The organism is Micromonospora parathelypteridis, from assembly GCF_014201145.1.
Taxonomy (GTDB): Bacteria; Actinomycetota; Actinomycetes; order Mycobacteriales; family Micromonosporaceae; genus Micromonospora; species Micromonospora parathelypteridis.
The window spans coordinates 2819595-2837170 of record NZ_JACHDP010000001.1 but is presented as its reverse complement, the minus strand read 5'-3'; the positions used below and the strand labels follow the sequence as shown (position 1 = coordinate 2837170).

Annotated in this window: 15 protein-coding genes; 10 read left to right on the top strand and 5 right to left on the bottom strand. The window is 70.7% G+C overall.

Features of this window, described 5'->3' with window-relative positions:
* Window positions 1–59 precede the first annotated feature (59 nt).
* From HNR20_RS12630 to nadC, 3 genes are all read left to right on the top strand, one after another.
* On the top strand, window positions 60–956 hold the full coding sequence (locus HNR20_RS12630) for a septum formation family protein (protein ID WP_184179302.1): 897 nt from the start codon (window positions 60–62) through the stop codon (window positions 954–956).
* Between the two features lie 108 nt (window positions 957–1064).
* Window positions 1065–2762 carry an L-aspartate oxidase gene (locus HNR20_RS12625; protein WP_184179300.1) on the top strand — a complete coding sequence of 566 codons (1698 nt, stop codon included), beginning with the start codon at window positions 1065–1067 and terminating at the stop codon, window positions 2760–2762.
* Entirely contained in the window at window positions 2759–3655 is an 897-nt protein-coding gene (nadC, locus tag HNR20_RS12620; RefSeq protein WP_184179298.1) for a carboxylating nicotinate-nucleotide diphosphorylase, read from the top strand. The genes HNR20_RS12625 and nadC overlap by 4 nt, the downstream gene beginning before the upstream one ends.
* Before the next feature lie 18 nt (window positions 3656–3673).
* Here nadC and HNR20_RS12615 read toward each other — a convergent pair whose 3' ends face one another.
* Entirely contained in the window at window positions 3674–4765 is a 1092-nt protein-coding gene (locus tag HNR20_RS12615) for a hypothetical protein (protein ID WP_184179297.1), read from the bottom strand.
* A gap of 118 nt (window positions 4766–4883) precedes the next feature.
* On the opposite strand from HNR20_RS12615, the gene HNR20_RS12610 reads away from it, so the two are divergent.
* A complete protein-coding gene (locus HNR20_RS12610) occupies window positions 4884–5642 on the top strand; it encodes a type III pantothenate kinase (RefSeq protein WP_184179295.1) in 759 nt (252 codons plus the stop codon).
* A gap of 37 nt (window positions 5643–5679) precedes the next feature.
* Here HNR20_RS12610 and HNR20_RS12605 read toward each other — a convergent pair whose 3' ends face one another.
* Window positions 5680–6423 carry a class I SAM-dependent methyltransferase gene (locus HNR20_RS12605; protein WP_184179293.1) on the bottom strand — a complete coding sequence of 248 codons (744 nt, stop codon included), beginning with the start codon at window positions 6421–6423 and terminating at the stop codon, window positions 5680–5682.
* 88 nt (window positions 6424–6511) lie between these two features.
* On the opposite strand from HNR20_RS12605, the gene lysS reads away from it, so the two are divergent.
* The 3 genes from lysS (at window position 6512) to HNR20_RS12590 (ending at window position 11571) form a co-directional block, all read left to right on the top strand.
* Window positions 6512–8020, top strand: a complete 1509-nt coding sequence (gene lysS, locus HNR20_RS12600; RefSeq protein ID WP_184179291.1) for a lysine--tRNA ligase — start codon at window positions 6512–6514, stop codon at window positions 8018–8020.
* Window positions 8021–8131: 111 nt separating this feature from the next.
* Window positions 8132–8476 (top strand): histone-like nucleoid-structuring protein Lsr2, encoded by a 345-nt coding sequence (locus HNR20_RS12595; RefSeq protein ID WP_110563841.1) that lies wholly within the window; start codon window positions 8132–8134, stop codon window positions 8474–8476.
* Between the two features lie 551 nt (window positions 8477–9027).
* On the top strand, window positions 9028–11571 hold the full coding sequence (locus tag HNR20_RS12590; protein WP_184179289.1) for an ATP-dependent Clp protease ATP-binding subunit: 2544 nt from the start codon (window positions 9028–9030) through the stop codon (window positions 11569–11571).
* A 213-nt stretch (window positions 11572–11784) separates the two neighbouring features.
* Here HNR20_RS12590 and HNR20_RS12585 read toward each other — a convergent pair whose 3' ends face one another.
* Complete coding sequence (locus HNR20_RS12585; protein ID WP_184179287.1) at window positions 11785–12696, bottom strand: iron-sulfur binding domain-containing protein; 912 nt, start codon at window positions 12694–12696, stop codon at window positions 11785–11787.
* Between the two features lie 96 nt (window positions 12697–12792).
* Between HNR20_RS12585 and HNR20_RS12580 the strand changes: the two genes are divergently transcribed.
* The 3 genes from HNR20_RS12580 (at window position 12793) to HNR20_RS12570 (ending at window position 14733) form a co-directional block, all read left to right on the top strand.
* Complete coding sequence (locus tag HNR20_RS12580; RefSeq protein ID WP_184179285.1) at window positions 12793–13305, top strand: glycine cleavage system transcriptional repressor; 513 nt, start codon at window positions 12793–12795, stop codon at window positions 13303–13305.
* Entirely contained in the window at window positions 13302–13889 is a 588-nt protein-coding gene (locus tag HNR20_RS12575) for a peptide deformylase (protein ID WP_184179283.1), read from the top strand. The genes HNR20_RS12580 and HNR20_RS12575 overlap by 4 nt, the downstream gene beginning before the upstream one ends.
* A 118-nt stretch (window positions 13890–14007) precedes the next feature.
* A complete protein-coding gene (locus tag HNR20_RS12570) occupies window positions 14008–14733 on the top strand; it encodes a hypothetical protein (protein ID WP_184179281.1) in 726 nt (241 codons plus the stop codon).
* A 6-nt stretch (window positions 14734–14739) separates the two neighbouring features.
* Here the strand turns inward: HNR20_RS12570 and disA are convergent, their stop codons facing one another.
* Both disA and radA read right to left on the bottom strand, forming a co-directional pair.
* The gene (disA, locus tag HNR20_RS12565; protein WP_184179279.1) at window positions 14740–15924 is read right to left on the bottom strand and encodes a DNA integrity scanning diadenylate cyclase DisA; all 1185 of its coding nucleotides are present in this window, start codon (window positions 15922–15924) and stop codon (window positions 14740–14742) included.
* A gap of 132 nt (window positions 15925–16056) precedes the next feature.
* Complete coding sequence (gene radA, locus HNR20_RS12560; RefSeq protein ID WP_184179277.1) at window positions 16057–17514, bottom strand: DNA repair protein RadA; 1458 nt, start codon at window positions 17512–17514, stop codon at window positions 16057–16059.
* Window positions 17515–17576 lie beyond the last annotated feature (62 nt).

Below are 17576 nucleotides of genomic sequence, written 5' to 3'. Positions count from 1 at the left end.
CATTTCCGGTTACCCTTGGCGCGCTGGCGCAAGCTGGCGGGTGGCTGGGGGAGGCCGCTATGCGCAGTGCCACGACGACCCTGTTCGCCGCTGCCGTGACGGCAGTGCTGCTGGTGGGCTGTGCCGGCTCCGGTGACCTGGACGGTGACCTGACCGACGACTGGGCGGCGATGCCGCCACCGTCGGCGTTCACCCCGGCCGCCGGTGTGTGTCAGGCCGCCGATTTCATCGACGTGGTCACCCTGGCCAGCTACGAGCCGGTGGACTGCGCCGGCCCGCACCGGGTGGAGACCGTGCATGTGGGGGCGTTCCCGATCGAGCGGCCGAGTGCCCCGGCGGGTGGCTCGGCGGAGTTGCGGGGCGCGTTCGCCGAGTGCGACACCCGGGCGACCGGCTACGTGGGCGACGACTGGCGGGCCGGCCGGCTACGGCTGTCGGTGGCCTTGCCCTCCGGGCCGGGGTGGGCGGCGGGTTCCCGCTTCTTCCGGTGCGACCTCATCGAGCTGACCACGGTCGAGGCTGGGGGCACGGTGGTGGTTCGCTCGGGCAGTCTGCGGGACGCGTTGAAGGGGGCCGCCGGGCTGCGGCTCGGCTGTCAGCAGACCCGTAAGGCGGCCGGTCGGGCCGTGCAGACGCTGGCCCCGGTGGAGTGCGCACAGCAGCACGACGCCGAGTTCGTCGGGGTGTGGCGTGCACCGGACACGGCGTACCCGAGCCGCGACTCCGACTGGGCTCCGCTCTACACCGGCTGTCGGAGCGCTCTCGCCCGGTTCGTGGGCGTGCCCGACGACGCCGACCTGGCCTTTCGCAGCGGTGTGGTGGTCCGCCCGCCGGGTGCGGGACGCTGGCGGGTCGGTGACCGGGGCGTCCGCTGCTACCTGTGGCTCAGCGACCGTACGGTGACTGTCTCGCTGAAGGGCGCGGGCCCGGCTGGCCTACCGGTTCGGACGAAGTGACCACGGCCTGACGGTCGGCGCCGCGCGGGCGACGCCGGACGGGGTCGCCGAAAACACTCGTCCCGCCCCCGCCGCCCCGAGCGAGGATGGTTCGGGTTGACTGGGGGGATGGACCTCTCCACCGTCGACCTGCCGGCCCTGCCCGCGTTGCTGGCCGCGCCCGCGCCCGGCTGGGTGGAGACCACCGACGTGATCGTGGTGGGTTCCGGGGTGGCCGGGTTGACCGCCGCGCTGCACCTGCGTGAGGCGGGTCTGCATGTCACGGTGGTCACCAAGGTCAACATCGATGATGGTTCGACCCGATGGGCGCAGGGCGGCATCGCCGCGGTGCTCGACCCGGCGGACACCCCGGCGGCGCATGCCCGGGACACCGAGGTCGCCGGGGTGGGGCTCTGCGACCCGGCGGCGGTCCGCGTGCTGGTCGAGGAGGGCCCGACCCGGCTGCGGGAGTTGATGCGCATCGGGGCGGAGTTCGATCGCCACCCGGACGGCTCCTTGATGCTGACCCGTGAGGGCGGGCACCGGGCGGACCGGATCGTGCACGCGGGCGGGGATGCCACGGGCGCGGAGGTGCAGCGGGCCCTGCACGCCTCGGTGCAACGCGACCCGTGGATCCGCCTGGTCGAACACGCGCTGGTGCTCGACCTGCTGCGAGCGCCGGGCGACGGCCCGGACGGGCTCGGACCGGCCTGCGGGATCACCCTGCACGTGCTCGGCGAGGGCAGCGAGGACGGCGTCGGTGCGCTGCTGGCCCGGGCGGTGGTGCTCGCCACCGGCGGGATGGGGCAGATCTTCGCGGCGACCACCAACCCGGCGGTCTCCACCGGCGACGGGGTTGCGCTGGCGATGCGGGCCGGCGCGGCGGTGACCGATGTGGAGTTCGTCCAGTTCCACCCGACCGCCCTGATCACTCCGCCGGGCGCGGGAGTCCCCGGTGCCGGGCACGCGCAGCAGCCGCTGGTCTCCGAGGCGCTGCGCGGTGAGGGCGCGTACCTGGTGGATGCCGACGGCAAGCGGTTCATGGTGGGCCAGCACGAGTTGGCCGAGCTGGCACCCCGGGACGTGGTGGCCAAGGGCATCCACCGGGTGTTGCTGGCCACCGGGGACGACCACGTCTTCCTCGACGCACGCCACCTGGGCGGGGATTTCCTGGCCGGGCGGTTCCCGACCATCGTGGCGTCCTGCCTGGCGATCGGCGTGGACCCGGCGACCGACCTGATCCCGGTGGCGCCGGCCGCCCACTACGCCTCCGGCGGCGTCCGCACCGACCTGCGCGGCCGCACCTCCATCCCGGGCCTGTACGCCTGCGGCGAGGTGGCCTGCACGGGTGTGCACGGCGCGAACCGGCTGGCCAGCAACTCGCTGCTGGAGGGTCTGGTCTTCTCGCGGCGGATCGCCGAGGACATCGCGGCCGGCCTGCCCGAGCAGGTCCAGCCGGCGGACACTGGCGCCTGGCGTGGGGGCACGGGCTGGGTGCTGCCCGCGGAGGTGACGCCGACCCTGCAACGGGCGATGACCCGGGGCGCCGGGGTGCTCCGATCCGCGGCGACGCTGGCCGAGACGGCCGGGACGCTGACCGAGCTGGGCGCTGCCCGGGGCCGGCCGCGGACCGCCGACTGGGAGGCGACAAACCTGCTCACCGTGGCGTCCACGCTGGTCGCTGCCGCGTACGCGCGCGGCGAGACCCGGGGTTGCCACTGGCGGGAGGACTTTCCGACAGCCGACGAGCGGTGGCTGGGCCACCTGGTCGGGTCGGTCGGGGCGCAGGGCCGGATAGGGCAGCACTGGGAGGGGCGTTCTTCATGACGGAGTCGACGCAGGCGGCTTTGCGGGCGGCCGGGCTGGATCCGGCGCAGGTGCGGCAGGTGATCGAGACCGCGCTGATCGAGGATCTGGGCCCGGACTTCCTGGACGTCACGAGCGTGGCCACCATCCCCGCGGAGCAGACCGACACCGCCGATCTGGTGGCCCGCGCGGACGGTGTGGTGGCCGGGATGGCGGTGGCCGCCGCCGTGTTCGAGCTGGTGGGCGAGGTGACGGGCTTCGGTCGTACCGTCGAGGTGTCGGTGGTGGCCCGCGACGGCGAGCGGGTGGCCCGCGGTGCGGTGCTGGCGACGGTGACCGGCCCGACCCGGCTGCTGCTGACGGCCGAGCGGACGGCGCTCAACCTGCTCTGCCGGATGTCCGGGGTGGCCACCCACACCCGCGCCTGGGCGGACGCGTTGGCCGGCACGAAGGCGATGGTGCTGGACACCCGCAAGACGACGCCGGGCCTGCGGGCGTTGGAGAAGTACGCGGTGCGGGCCGGCGGGGGCACCAACAAGCGGATGGGCCTCTACGACGTGGCCATGATCAAGGACAACCACAAGCTGGCGGCCGGGGGCATCACGCCGGCCTACCGGCGGGTCCGGGAGGCGTTCCCGGAGGTGCCGGTGCAGGTCGAGGTGACCACCGTCGACGAGGCGGTGGAGGCGGTGGAGGCCGGGGCGGACTTCCTGCTCTGCGACAACATGACGCCTGAGGTGTTGGCCGAGGCGGTGGCCGCGGTGGGTGACCGGGCGGAGTTGGAGGCGACCGGCGGGCTGACCCTGGAGGTGGCGGGTCGGTACGCGGCCACCGGCGTCGACTTCCTCTCGGTGGGCGCGTTGACCCACTCGTCGCCGATCCTGGACATCGCGTTGGACCTGCGGACCGAGTAGCGGGCGCGCGACGGCGACTCAGACGGTGGTCAGCGAGCTGGTGGCCAGGTTGAAGATCACTCGGCTCTCGGTGTCCTGTCGGCCGTCCAGGCCGTACTTGGCCCGGAAGAGCTCCAGCACCCGGTTGTAGATCTCGGGCGGCAGTTCGTCGGCCTCTCCGATGGCGAAGATCTCGCCGTCGGCCTCGGGCCGGTCCAGCACGACGGTCAACCCGGCCAGGCCGTGCCGGGCCACGTTGCGCACCAGGTCGGTGCCGGCGATGTACCACTCGCCGTCGGAGCGTACGTAGTGCGCGTCGCAGGTCTCCAGGTCCCGACCGGCCTGGCGCAGGCAGAGCCGCAGCGTGAGGCAGGCCGCCAGGTCCTCCAGGGGGGCGGTGTCCCACAGTTCGGCGAACCGGTCGTCGACGAACTCGCCCAACGGGGTCGAGACGAACGCCTCGATCTGCTGGGTGTCGAAGGTGCTGCCCTGCACCGGGAAGAACGAGATGAAGGCCTTGCCGTCCCAGCGGTACATCTGGACGGAGGGGGCGGCGCTGTAGACCCGGACCTGAAGTCGGGCGCGGGCCGACTCGGGCAGTTCCTCGCTGAGCCGCGCGAGGTGCCACAGGTTGTTGAGGATGGCGACCGAGGCGTCCCGCCGGCGTAACTCCTCGCCGCGCAGTCGGACCGCCGGTGAGTCCGGGTCGAGCAGGAGCACCTTGACGGCCGCGCCGTTGACCAGCGCGGAGCGCAGCGCGGCCACGAACCGGGCCGCGTACGGGCCCTCCAGCATGCTGGTCCAGGTTTCCAGGATGGCCACGATCTCCCGGGACTGGGCGACCCGTTCGATCAGGGCGTCCCGGTCCAGTCGGGGGTGCTCGATGATGCTGACCGTCTGGAGTTCGCGGAAGAGCGGGTTGAGCACCACGTAGGTCAGCAGCGTCATGATCAGAGCGGCGCCGATGTTGAGGTAGAGGTCGCCGGCGAAGCTGCCGCTCTCCCGAACGGACGCCCGCCACGCCTGCACGATCATCCAGATCGCGCCGCCGGCCAACGCGACCAGCACCAGCACGTGTCGTCGACGTCGGCGCAGGGTGTTACGGCCCCGCACCCACCACGTCCCCGACATGTCCGCTCCCCGTCCGGCCGCGCCGTGGATAGATCCATGCTCATGTCGCGATACGACAAGGATACGGTCCGGCGGCCGGTCCGCACCCGCCCGTACGGTCGTTGTCTAGGCTGCGTGCGTGCTGCTCTGCATCGACATCGGAAACACCAACACCGTGCTGGCGACCTTCGACGGCGACAAGCTGGTGCACTCCTGGCGGATCAAGACCGATGCCCGCTCGACGGCGGACGAGTTGGGCCTGATGTTCCGGGGCCTGCTGGCCGGGGACAACGTCGAGATCACCGGCGTGGCCGCCTGCTCCACGGTGCCGGCCGCACTGCGGTCGCTGCGCACCATGCTCGGCCGCTACTACGCCGACCTGCCGAGCGTCATCGTCGAGCCGGGCGTGCGGACCGGGGTGCAGCTGGCGATCGACAACCCGAAGGAGGTGGGTGCCGACCGGGTGGTGAACACGCTGGCCGCGTACACCCTCTACGGCGGGCCGTCGATCGTGGTGGACTTCGGCACCACCACCAACTTCGACGTCATCAGCGGGCGGGGCGAGTTCCTCGGCGGGGCGTTCGCCCCGGGCATCGAGATCTCCTTCGACGCGCTGGCCGCCCGGGCCGCCCAACTGCGCAAGGTCGAGGCCACCAAGCCCCGCTCGGTGATCGGGAAGAACACCGTGGAGTGCCTCCAGGCCGGCCTGTACTTCGGCTTCGCCGGCCAGGTGGACCGCATCGTCGAGCGGATGACCGAGGAGTTGGGTGAGGTGAAGGCGGTGATCGCCACCGGTGGCCTGGCGTCCCTGGTGATCAACGAGTGCCGCACCATCACCCACCACGAGCCGATGATCACGCTGATCGGCCTGCGGATGGTCTACGAACGCAACCTGTGACGCCGGGCGCCGCCGTGGTCGGTCGCCGCGCGGGGCTTCACCGCCGTCGGGCGCGGAAGACCATGGTCCGGTACGGCATCTCGATGATCTCCCGGCCGACCAGGTCCGGGTGACGGGCGAGGAGGTCGAGTACGTTCCGGTCGACCTCGGCCTGCTCCTGGCTGCTGGCGGTCAGCCAGTAGGAGCGGGTGTGCAGCATCCCGAGCAGTTCGTCCGGGGTGAGCAGCGTCCGGTGCGCGAACCGGGCCACCTGCACCGGCCCGAAGGCCGGCCCGAAGCCGGCGACCTGCCTGCGTAGATCGGGTGCGTTGTCCCGGAGGTCGGCGATCCGGCTCAGCTCCACCATCCAACTGGCCGCCTGCTCGTCGCGGATGTTCCAGATCGGGGCAAACGTCCCGCCGGACCGAAGCACCCGGGCGATCTCGGCGTGCGCGGGTTCCTTGTCGAACCAGTGGTAGGCCTGGCCGACCAGCACCGCGTCGGCGCTGCCGTCCGGCAACGGCATCGACTCGGCGCTGCCGGCCCGGGCTGTGAGACCCGGGGTGGTGATGTCCAGTTGGGCGCGCATGCCGGGGTCGGGCTCCACCGGCGTCACCGGGTGCCCGAGGGACCGTACGACCCGGGTCAGGATCCCGGTGCCGGCGGCGAGGTCGACCACCTGGGCGTCGTCGTCCAACCCGTCAAGCGCCCAGCGGACCGCCTCTTCGGGATAGCTGGGACGAAACCGGTCGTAATCGCTCGCCGCAGCGCCGAAGGAGAGGGCCTGAGTGTGATCGACCATGACGGGAGGTTATCCGGTAACAGCCCCCGGGACGCTTGAGTACGCTCGGGCCTGACCCCCTGTATCTCCCGTGACGAGGAAGCGTGCCGTGAGCGAGCAGAACGCCGTGCCAGTGGACCCCGCCGACGACCTTCCCGAGCAGATGAAGGTCCGCCGGGAGAAGCGGGACCGGATGCTCGCCGAGGGCGTGGAGCCCTACCCGGTCGGCTTCCCCCGCACGACCACCCTGGCGCAGGTCCGGGCGAGCTACGCCGACCTGCCGACCGACACCGCGACCGGCGACCAGGTCGCGGTCACCGGCCGGGTGATCTTCGTGCGAAACACGGGCAAGCTCTGCTTCGCGACCTTGCGCGACGGCGACGGCACCGAGTTGCAGGCGATGCTCTCCCTGGACCGGGTCGGGCCGGAGCGGTTGGAGGCCTGGAAGCGCCTTGTCGACCTCGGTGACCATGTCGGCGTCACCGGCGAGGTGATCACCAGCCGCCGGGGTGAGCTGTCGGTGCTGGCTCAGCAGTGGGAGATGACCGCCAAGGCGTTGCGACCGTTGCCGGTGGCGCACAAGCCCCTCTCCGAGGAGGCCCGCGTTCGGCAGCGTTATGTCGACCTGATCGTCCGGCCGCAGGCACGGGAGATGGTCCGTACTCGAGCCGCCGCCGTACGTAGTCTGCGCGATTCATTGCACGGGCAGGGCTTCATCGAGGTGGAAACGCCGATGTTGCAACTGCTGCATGGTGGTGCGGCGGCCCGACCGTTCGTGACCCACAGCAATGCGTTGAACACCGATCTGTATCTGCGAATCGCTCCGGAACTGTTTCTCAAGCGCGCCGTGGTCGGCGGTGTCGACCGCGTCTTCGAGATCAACCGGAACTTCCGTAATGAGGGTGTCGACTCTTCGCACTCGCCGGAGTTCGCGATGCTGGAGACGTACCAGGCGTACGGCGACTACGACACGATGGCCGAGTTGACCCGCAATCTCGTGCAACAGGCCGCGATCGCGGTCAGCGGCTCGATGGTGGTGACCCACGCCGACGGGCGGGAGTTCGACCTGGGCGGCGAGTGGCGGTCCGTGACGCTGTTCGGCGTGCTTTCCGAAGCACTCGGCGAGGAGGTCACGGTCCGCACCGAGCGATCCCGCCTGGTGGAGTACGCGGACAAGGTCGGATTGGCCGTGGACCCGAAGTGGGGCCCGGGCAAGCTGGCCGAGGAACTGTTCGAGGAACTGGTCGTCCCCGGCCTGGAAGCACCCACCTTCGTGCGGGACTACCCGGAGGAGACCAGCCCGCTCACCCGGGCCCACCGCAGTGAGCCGGGGCTGGCCGAGAAGTGGGACCTCTACGTGCTCGGCTTCGAGCTGGGCACCGCGTACTCCGAGCTGGTCGACCCGGTTGTGCAGCGCGAGCGGCTGGTGGCCCAGGCGCAGCTGGCGGCCCGTGGCGACGACGAGGCGATGCGTCTCGACGAGGACTTTCTCCGGGCGATGGAGTACGGAATGCCGCCGGCCGGCGGTATGGGAATGGGAATCGACCGGCTCTTGATGGCCCTGACCGGGCTCGGAATTCGGGAAACGATCCTCTTCCCGTTGGTCCGCCCGGAGTAGTCCCGCCGGGCTCGAGCAGAGTTGTAACGGCATCCTATTGACGGGGCGAGCAGCGCGCGGGTTATTGTGCTCTCGTTAGCAGGAGCACCCTGCTCGAAAGGAATGTGGGACGTGGCCAAGCAGATCATTCACAAGCTGGTCGATGACCTGGACGGCGGGGACGCTGACGAGACCGTCAAGTTCGCCCTCGACGGCGTTCAGTATGAGATCGACCTGTCGAGTGCCAACGCCGCTAAATTGCGCGACGCTTTCGCCTCGTACGTGGGTGCCGGCACGAAGGTCGGCCGGGGCGGCGTGGTGATCGGTGGGCGGGCTGCCCGCGGTCGGGGTGGCGCGACCGCCGATCGGGAACAGAACAAGGCGATCCGGGAGTGGGCCAAGAAGGCCGGCAAGGACATCTCGGACCGGGGTCGTATCCCGCAGGAGATCGTCGACGAGTACCACGCGAAGCGCTGATCCGTCAGCAGCTGGGTGGCTAGCACGTCACCGCAGGCGACACCGACGCCGGGCCGGAGCAGTTCTCCGGGCCGGCGTCGCCGTCTCTGCGACCGGCCCCGGTCGGACGCTTGTCGCCCGCCCGCGCCCGGTCAACCGACCGCGTCCGGGGGCCGGGAAGCATTCCGTGGCCCCCGGCGTTATCCACAACCAGTGGACCAACTATCCACAGCCTGTGGACAACCTTCCCAGGGTTGGGCGCGGCGGTCGTCGAGACCGCCGGTCCGCCCTCCCAGGGCCTCCCGGAACGCTTTCGGAGCCGGGATTGGGCCTACATCGCGCCAGTCGGATTTCGCTCTGCGCGTAGCGACAGGACTACCGGAACACCTCCTGAGCGCGGACGGTTGTCCAAAACGACGTGCAACCGACCCGGACCAGAGACACACGACCTCAGCTGAGTCGGTCAGCGACGATAGAGTAAGGAGGCACGGACGCCCGTCCCGGACGTTCGTGCACCGGCCCCGCCAAGATCTTGACCATCAAGGCGCACGGCACGTGAGGAGCACGAGGGCATGTTCGAGCGGTTCACCGACCGAGCGCGACGGGTTGTCGTCCTGGCCCAAGAAGAGGCCCGGATGCTCAACCACAACTACATCGGTACGGAACACATCCTGCTGGGCCTGATCCACGAAGGTGAAGGCGTCGCGGCAAAGGCCCTGGAGAGCCTCGGCATCTCCCTTGAGGGCGTCCGCCAGCAGGTCGAGGAGATCATCGGCCAGGGCCAGCAGGCGCCGAGCGGGCACATCCCGTTCACGCCGCGGGCCAAGAAGGTGCTGGAGCTGTCGCTGCGCGAGGCGCTGCAGCTCGGCCACAACTACATCGGCACCGAGCACATCCTGCTCGGGCTGATCCGTGAGGGCGAGGGCGTCGCCGCCCAGGTGCTGGTGAAGCTCGGCGCCGACCTCAACCGGGTCCGCCAGCAGGTGATCCAGCTGCTCTCCGGCTACCAGGGCAAGGAGCCTGCCGCGGCGGGCGCCGCGCCGGGTGAGGCCGCGCCGTCGACCAGCCTCGTGCTGGACCAGTTCGGCCGTAACCTGACTCAGGCCGCCCGCGAGGGCAAGCTCGACCCGGTCATCGGGCGCGAGAAGGAAATCGAGCGGGTCATGCAGGTGCTCTCCCGCCGTACCAAGAACAACCCGGTCCTGATCGGTGAGCCCGGCGTCGGTAAGACCGCCGTGGTGGAGGGGCTGTCCCAGAAGATCATCAAGGGCGAGGTGCCCGAGACTCTCAAGGACAAGCAGCTCTACACGCTCGACCTCGGTGCGCTGGTGGCTGGTTCCCGCTACCGCGGTGACTTCGAGGAGCGCCTCAAGAAGGTGCTCAAGGAGATCCGCACTCGCGGCGACATCATCCTGTTCATCGACGAGATCCACACCCTGGTGGGTGCGGGCGCCGCCGAGGGCGCGATCGACGCGGCGAGCATTCTCAAGCCGATGCTGGCCCGTGGTGAGCTGCAGACCATCGGTGCCACCACCCTCGACGAATACCGCAAGCACCTGGAGAAGGACGCCGCTCTCGAGCGCCGGTTCCAGCCGATCCAGGTGGGTGAGCCGTCGCTGGCGCACACCATCGAGATCCTCAAGGGCCTGCGCGACCGCTACGAGGCGCACCACCGGGTGAGCATCACCGACGCCGCCCTGGTGGCTGCCGCAACTCTGGCCGACAGGTACATCTCCGACCGCTTCCTGCCGGACAAGGCGATCGACCTGATCGACGAGGCCGGTGCCCGGATGCGGATCCGTCGGATGACCGCGCCGCCAGACCTGCGTGACTTCGACGAGCGCATCGCCCAGGTGCGCCGCGACAAGGAGTCCGCGATCGACGCTCAGGACTTCGAGCGCGCCGCCCAGCTGCGGGACAAGGAGAAGCAGCTCCTTGGCCAGAAGGCTCAGCGGGAGAAGGAGTGGAAGGCCGGTGACCTGGACGTCGTCAGCGAGGTCGACGACGAGCAGATCGCCGAGGTGCTCGGCAACTGGACCGGCATCCCGGTCTACAAGCTGACCGAGGAGGAGACCTCGCGCCTGCTGCGCATGGAGGACGAGCTGCACAAGCGCGTCATCGGCCAGGAGGACGCGGTCAAGGCGGTTTCGAAGGCGATCCGGCGTACCCGGGCCGGCCTGAAGGACCCGAAGCGCCCGTCGGGCTCGTTCATCTTCGCCGGCCCGTCCGGTGTCGGTAAGACCGAGCTGTCCAAGGCGCTCGCCGAGTTCCTCTTCGGCAGCGAGGATGCCCTCATCCAGCTGGACATGTCCGAGTTCCACGACCGCTACACGGTCTCCCGGCTCGTTGGTGCCCCTCCCGGCTACGTCGGTTACGACGAGGGCGGACAGCTGACCGAGAAGGTGCGGCGTCGGCCGTTCTCGGTGGTCCTCTTCGACGAGATCGAGAAGGCCCACCCGGACGTGTTCAACACGCTCCTGCAGATCCTCGAAGACGGTCGGCTCACCGACGGTCAGGGTCGGATCGTGGACTTCAAGAACACGGTCATCATCCTGACCACCAACCTGGGCACCCGTGACGTCGCCAAGGCGGTGTCGCTGGGCTTCCAGCAGTCGGAGGACTCCGAGTCCAACTACGACCGGATGAAGCAGAAGGTCAACGACGAGCTCAAGCAGCACTTCCGGCCTGAGTTCCTCAACCGGATCGACGACACCATCGTCTTCCACCAGCTGCGCCAGAACGAGATCCTCTCGATCGTGGACATCATGATCCAGCGGATCGAGGGCCAGCTGCGCAACAAGGACATGGGCCTGGAGCTCACCGACAACGCCAAGAAGTACCTGGCCGCGAAGGGCTTCGACCCGGTGCTCGGTGCCCGTCCGCTTCGTCGCACGATCCAGCGCGACATCGAGGACAACCTCTCCGAGCGGATCCTGTTCAACGAGCTGACCCCGGGTCAGATCGTGGTGGTGGACTGCGAGGGCGACCCGAACGACATCGACAAGTCCAAGCTCGTCTTCCGGGGCGCGGAGAAGCCGGTCGAAGTTCCGGACGCCGTGCCGGCCGACCTCGGTGGCACTGCCGCTGGCACTGCCGTCGCGGGTGCGGACGAGTAGCACAACCAGCAAGGGGCGGGCCCGATGGCGCAAGCGCCATCGGGCCCGCCTTTTTGGTACCACCACCCACCAGACCAGCCGCCGCAGCGGCCGAGACGAGCTTGATCGTCACCAGGTCGCCGATGTGGCGGTGTCGCGCTGTCTGGATGCCCCCACGTCGCCGACCTGGCGTCGATCATGAAAGACGAGGCGGCGGGCCGCCGCCCATGGGGGTCAGGTGGTGAGGTCGGCGGTGGGTTGGGACGGGCCGTCGCCGACGAGGCGGAAGGAATCGGCGTCGGCCGGTTCGACGAGCCCGTCCTGCACCAGGCCGGCCAGGGCTCGGGCACGCTGCACGTCATCGGTCCAGACCTGGTCGAGCCGTTGGTGTGGGACCGGCCCGGTGGCCTCCCTGAGCACCCCGAGCAGCAGGCCGCGTACCTGTCGGTCGGTGCCCGCGTACCGCTGGGGTCGGCGGGTTGGCCCTGCCGGGGCCTCCTGGCCGGAGGCACGCCACGCGCAGACCGACTCGACCGGGCAGGCCGTACAGCGTGGTGACCGGGCCGTGCAGATTACCGCGCCCAGCTCCATGAACGCGGCGCTGGCCAGGGCCGCTGCGGCGGGTTCGATCGGGAGCAGTTCTTCGGTGGCGACCAGGTCGGCTGGCCGGGTGACCGGCCCGGCGTCGGGCTCGCCGGCCACGGCCCGGGAAACCACCCGACGCACGTTGGTGTCGACCACCGGGTGCCGCTGCCCGTACGCGAATGCCGCCACCGCCCGCGCCGTGTAGGTGCCGACTCCCGGCAGTGCGAGCAGTTGCTCCAGCCGGTCCGGCACCTGGCCGCCGTGCCGGTCCACGATCGCGACCGCGCATTCCCGCAGGCGGACGGCCCGACGGGGGTAGCCGAGACGTCCCCACATCCGGATCGCCTCGGCCGGCGTGTCCGCCGCCAACGCTGCCGGCTCCGGCCAGCGGGCCAGCCATGCCTGCCAGGCCGGCAGCACCCGGACCACGGGTGTCTGCTGGAGCATGACCTCGCTGACCAGGATGGCCCAGGGAGTGGTCCCGGGCTCACGCCACGGGAGGTCGCGGGCGTGCTGCTGGAACCATCGGCTGACCAGGGTGGCGAAGTCGGGTTGAGTCATGACGCCGTCGATGATGTCACGCGGCGCGGTCCCGCTGGATGGGCGGCTCGGGCGGGGTGTTGCGGCGACGGCCGACGGATCGGAGAGAATGCGCGGATGAACGAGCTCGCGATCACCGTCATCGGTCGGGACCGGCCGGGCATCGTGGCCGACGTCGCCGAGGTGCTGGCCCGACTGGGCGCGAACCTCACCGACAGCACGATGACGCGGCTGCGGGGGCATTTCGCGATGACCCTCATCTGCACCGGGCCGGCAGCCGCCGAGGTGGAGGCCGCGCTGGCGCCGCTGGCCGCCGAGGGTCAACTGCTGGCGACGGTACGCGCGGTCACCCCCGACGGCGAGGTGCCTCCAGTGGGTGAGCCGTACGTGATGGCGGTGCACGGTTCGGACCGAATGGGCATCGTCGCGGCGATGACCCGGGTGCTGGTCGACGCGGGCGGAAATGTCACCGACCTGAGCACTCGGTTGGCTGGTTCGCTCTACGTGGTGTTGGCCGAGGTGGAGTTGCCGGCCGGTGTGGCTGACACCCTTGTCGACCGGTTGCACCGGACGGCTGCCGAGCTGGGCGTCGAGGTCACGCTCCGGCCGGCGGACCCGGATCTGTTGTGACCGGCGCCCAGGAGAGCGGGCCGGACGCCGAGGCGTACGCCGGTCTGGGCGACTGGACGCCGGAGTCGCTTGTCGTGCCGGGTGAGGTGCGGGCGGTGGTGTCCGCCCCCCATCCGGTGCTGAGTCGTGCCGCCGACGAGGTCGATCCGACGGCGAAGGAGACGGTTCAGCTCGCGGCCGACCTGGTCGCGACGATGCGGGTCTCGCCGGGCTGCGTTGGGCTGGCCGCGCCGCAGGTCGGGGTGGGCGCTCGGGTCTTCGCCGTCGATGTGACCGGGCACCCGAAGGCGGTCACGCTGCACGGCACCTTCGTGTTGTGCAATGCGCGCGTGGTCGAGGCGACCCGGTGGAAGGCGGGCCGGGAAGGGTGCATGTCGGTGCCGGACCTGACCGGGGATGTGAAGCGGGCCAGCCGGCTGGTGGTGGAGGGTGACCTGCCGGGCACCGGCAAGCCGGTCCGGTTGGTGACCGACGGCTTCGAGGCGCGGGCGTTGCAGCACGAGATCGACCACTGCGCGGGCCTGCTCTTCCTGGATCGGGTGGCCGGCGCGCACGCCGTCTATCAGCGCAAGGTCTATCTCTGATCGGGTGTCGGACGAGGGACATGGCCGTCCTGAGTGGAGGGTGGAGCGCGCGGTCCGGAGAGGCCCCGGCGCGTCGCGCCGCACTGGCGGGCAGAGCGCGGCTACGGTGGAGGGCATCATGCGTCTGACGGTCGGCCCCCTGCCACCCGCCGTGTACTGGCGGCGTCGCGTCGTCGTACTTGGAGCGGGGCTTCTCTTCCTGATTGTCCTGCTCTACTCCTGCACCGGCTCGGGTCGTTCCGACGGAGACCCGAAGGCGGGGGGGACGCCGACCTCGGCGCCGACGTCCGCCGAGTCTCCCGGGTCGGGCTCGGGCGGGCCGGTGCTGACACCGCAGACCGGTGCTCCGCCGACGTCCGCCGATCCGGATGCGGCGTCGAATCCGAGCCCCGCGATCACCAGCAACGAACCTCAGTTGGGCGCGGCGGCCGGTTCGGTGGACGACAGCACCTGCACCGACGCGGAGATTCGCGTGGTCTCGGTGGCGAGTCCCACCTCGGTCCAGCGCGGGGCGATGGTCGACCTGCAACTCAAGATCAAGAACACGTCGGACCGGACGTGCAGCCGGAACGTCGGGGCCGATCTGCAGGAGATCTTCATCAAGTCGGGTGCCGAGAAGATCTGGTCATCGGACACCTGCGGCAAGGTTCAGGGCTCGGACGTGCAGTCCTTCATTCCGACCTTCGAGCGCTCCTACAAGGTGGCCTGGAACGGGCGGGACACCAGCCGGTGCGACGGCAGCGGGTTGGCCGCCGGGCCGTTCCCGCCGCTCGGGACGTACGAGGTGTTCGCCCGGGTCGGCACGAAGCTCAGCGCGCCGGTGAAGCTCACCGTCACCGGCTGAGCCGGGTCAGACGTAGCGTTCGAGGATTGATGCCTCGGCGAGCCGGGACAGCCCCTCACGGACGCCGCGAGCCCGGGCGTCTCCGACCCCTTCGACAGCCTGCAGGTCCTCCACGGTCGCGCCCAGCAGCCGCTGGAGGCTGCCGAAGTGCACCACCAGGCGGTCGACCACCGCAACGGGCAACCGCGGCACCTTGGCCAGCAGTCGGAAGCCCCGAGGACTGACCGCCGCGTCCAGCGCGTCGGACGCGGCCGGGTAGCCGATCGCCTTGGCCACCGACACCAGGTCGATCAGCTCGGTGGCGCCGAGCAGATCCAGCTCGACCAGGGCCTCGTCCAGGGTGCGCGACTTGCGGCCGACCGGGAGGTAGTCCCGGATGACCAGCGTCCGATCGGCGTCCACGCCGGCCATCAGCTCGTCGAGCTGCAGGGCCAGCAGGCGGCCGTCCGTGCCCAGCTCCACCACGTACCCGGCGATCTCGTCGGCGATCCGGCGAACCATCTCCAGACGCTGCACCACGGCCACCGCGTCCCGCACGGTGACGAGATCCTCGATCTCCAGTGCGGAGAGCGTGCCGGAGACCTCGTCCAGTCGGAGCTTGTAGCGCTCCAGGGTGGCGAGCGCCTGGTTGGCCCGGGAGAGGATCGCCGCCGAGTCGTCGAGCACGTGCCGCTGACCGTTGACGTAGAGGCTGATGATTCGCATGGACTGGCTGACCGAGATGACCGGGTAGCCGGTCTGCCGGGCCACCCGCTCGGCGGTGCGGTGCCGGGTGCCGGACTCTTCGGTCGGGATGGACGGGTCGGGCATCAGGTGCACGGCCGCCCGGACGATCCTGGTGCCGTCGCTGGAGAGCACGACGGCGCCGTCCATCTTGCACAGCTCCCGGACCCTCGTCGCGGAGAACTCCACATCCAGCGGGAAGCCGCCGGTGCACAGACCCTCGACGACCTTGTCGTAGCCCAGCACGATGAGCGCGCCGGTGCGGCCGCGCAGGATGCGCTCCAGACCGTCGCGCAGGGCGGTGCCCGGGGCCATCAGGGCGAGGTTGGCGCGCAGCGGATCCCCGGCGCTCCCGGTGGCTCCCGCGGTCACGCTCACGCTGATCGGGCGGGCGGGCGAGCCCACGGCGCCGGTGCGGGCCTGGGGCGGCGCGCCGGCTGGCTTGGTGGTATCGCGGTCGATCGGCACGGGCACAGTCTACGGACTGCCGTGCGGTGGGTGCTGTCGTGGTTACTGTGATGTGTCACGATGCGGCCCTTCCAACCCGTTTCCCGCTTGCGACGTGCTGTCCGGTTTCGCCGCCCTCGTCGGCACGGTGGGTCACTCGGCGGACGCGCGGGCCGCATGTTGCAGCGCCGAACGGACATCCGTGACCTCGGTCACGCGCATGTTCTCAGGGCCCGCGCCGGTGCTGGCCGGGCCGCAACCGGGCGGCACGAGGGCCACCTTGAACCCCAGCCGTGCCGCCTCGGCCAGCCGACGCGGCACCGCCCCGACCCGGCGCACCTCGCCGGTCAGCCCCACCTCGCCGATTGCCACCAGGTGCGGCGCGATGGCCAGGTTGAGCCCACCGGAGGCGACCGCCAACGCGACCGCCAGGTCGGCGGCCGGCTCCACCACCCGGATGCCGCCCACCGTCGCGGCGAAGACCTCCCGATCGTGCAGGGTCAGCCGCTCGGTGCGCCGTTGCAGCACCGCGAGCACCATCGCCAGTCGCGCCGAGTCGAGGCCGGAGACGGTGCGTCGGGGAGAGCCGGCCACCGTCGCGCCGATCAGGGCCTGCACCTCGGTGACCAGCGCCCGCCGCCCCTCCATCGCCACTGTGACGCAGGTGCCCGGGACCGGCTCCGCGTAGCGGGTCAGGAACAGCCCGGACGGGTCGGCCAGGCTGCTGATGCCGCCCTCGTGCATCTCGAAACAGCCGACCTCGTCGGCCGCGCCGAACCGGTTCTTCACGCCGCGCACCAGGCGCAGCGAGGAGTGCTTGTCGCCCTCGAAGTGCAGCACCACGTCAACCAGGTGCTCCAGCACCCGTGGCCCGGCCACCTGGCCGTCCTTGGTGACGTGCCCGACCAGCACCGTGGCGATGCCCCGCTCCTTGGCGACCGAGACCAGCGCGGAGGTGACCGCGCGCACCTGGGTCACCCCACCGGGCACCCCCTCGGTGCCGGTGGTCGAGATGGTCTGCACCGAGTCGAGCACCAGCAGGCCCGGCTTGACCGCGTCGAGGTGCCCGAGCACCGACCCCAGGTCGCTCTCGGCCGCAAGGTAGAGCTGGTCGTGCAGGGTGCCCATCCGCTCGGCGCGCAGGCGCACCTGACTGACCGACTCTTCCCCACTGACCACCAGCGATGGGCTGCCGGCGCCGACCGCCCACTGCTGAGCCACGTCCAGCAGCAGGGTCGACTTGCCCACGCCGGGCTCGCCGGCGAGCAGCACCACGGCACCGGGGACCAGGCCGCCGCCGAGCACCCGGTCGAGCTCACTCACGCCGGTGGGGACTGCTCGGGCCGGTGCGGCGCTGATGGTGGCGATCGGCCGGGCTGGCTCGGCCGGCATGCGGGAGCTGACCACCCGACCGGAGACCGTCGGGCCGGTCACCGTGCTCTCGACCACCGAGCCCCACTCGCCGCACTCTGGGCAGCGCCCCACCCACTTGGGCGGCTGGTGCCCGCAGGCGTCGCACTCGTAGGCCGGACGCGGCTCGCGGGCGGTGGCCCGCCCACGGGAGGCACCGGCCGTGGCGCCACGCGGAGGAGTCGATCGGGAGGTGGTCACATCAGGACGCTAGCCCTCGCGTACGACGAAAACACCCCGGCGTGGTGGTCACCACGCCGGGG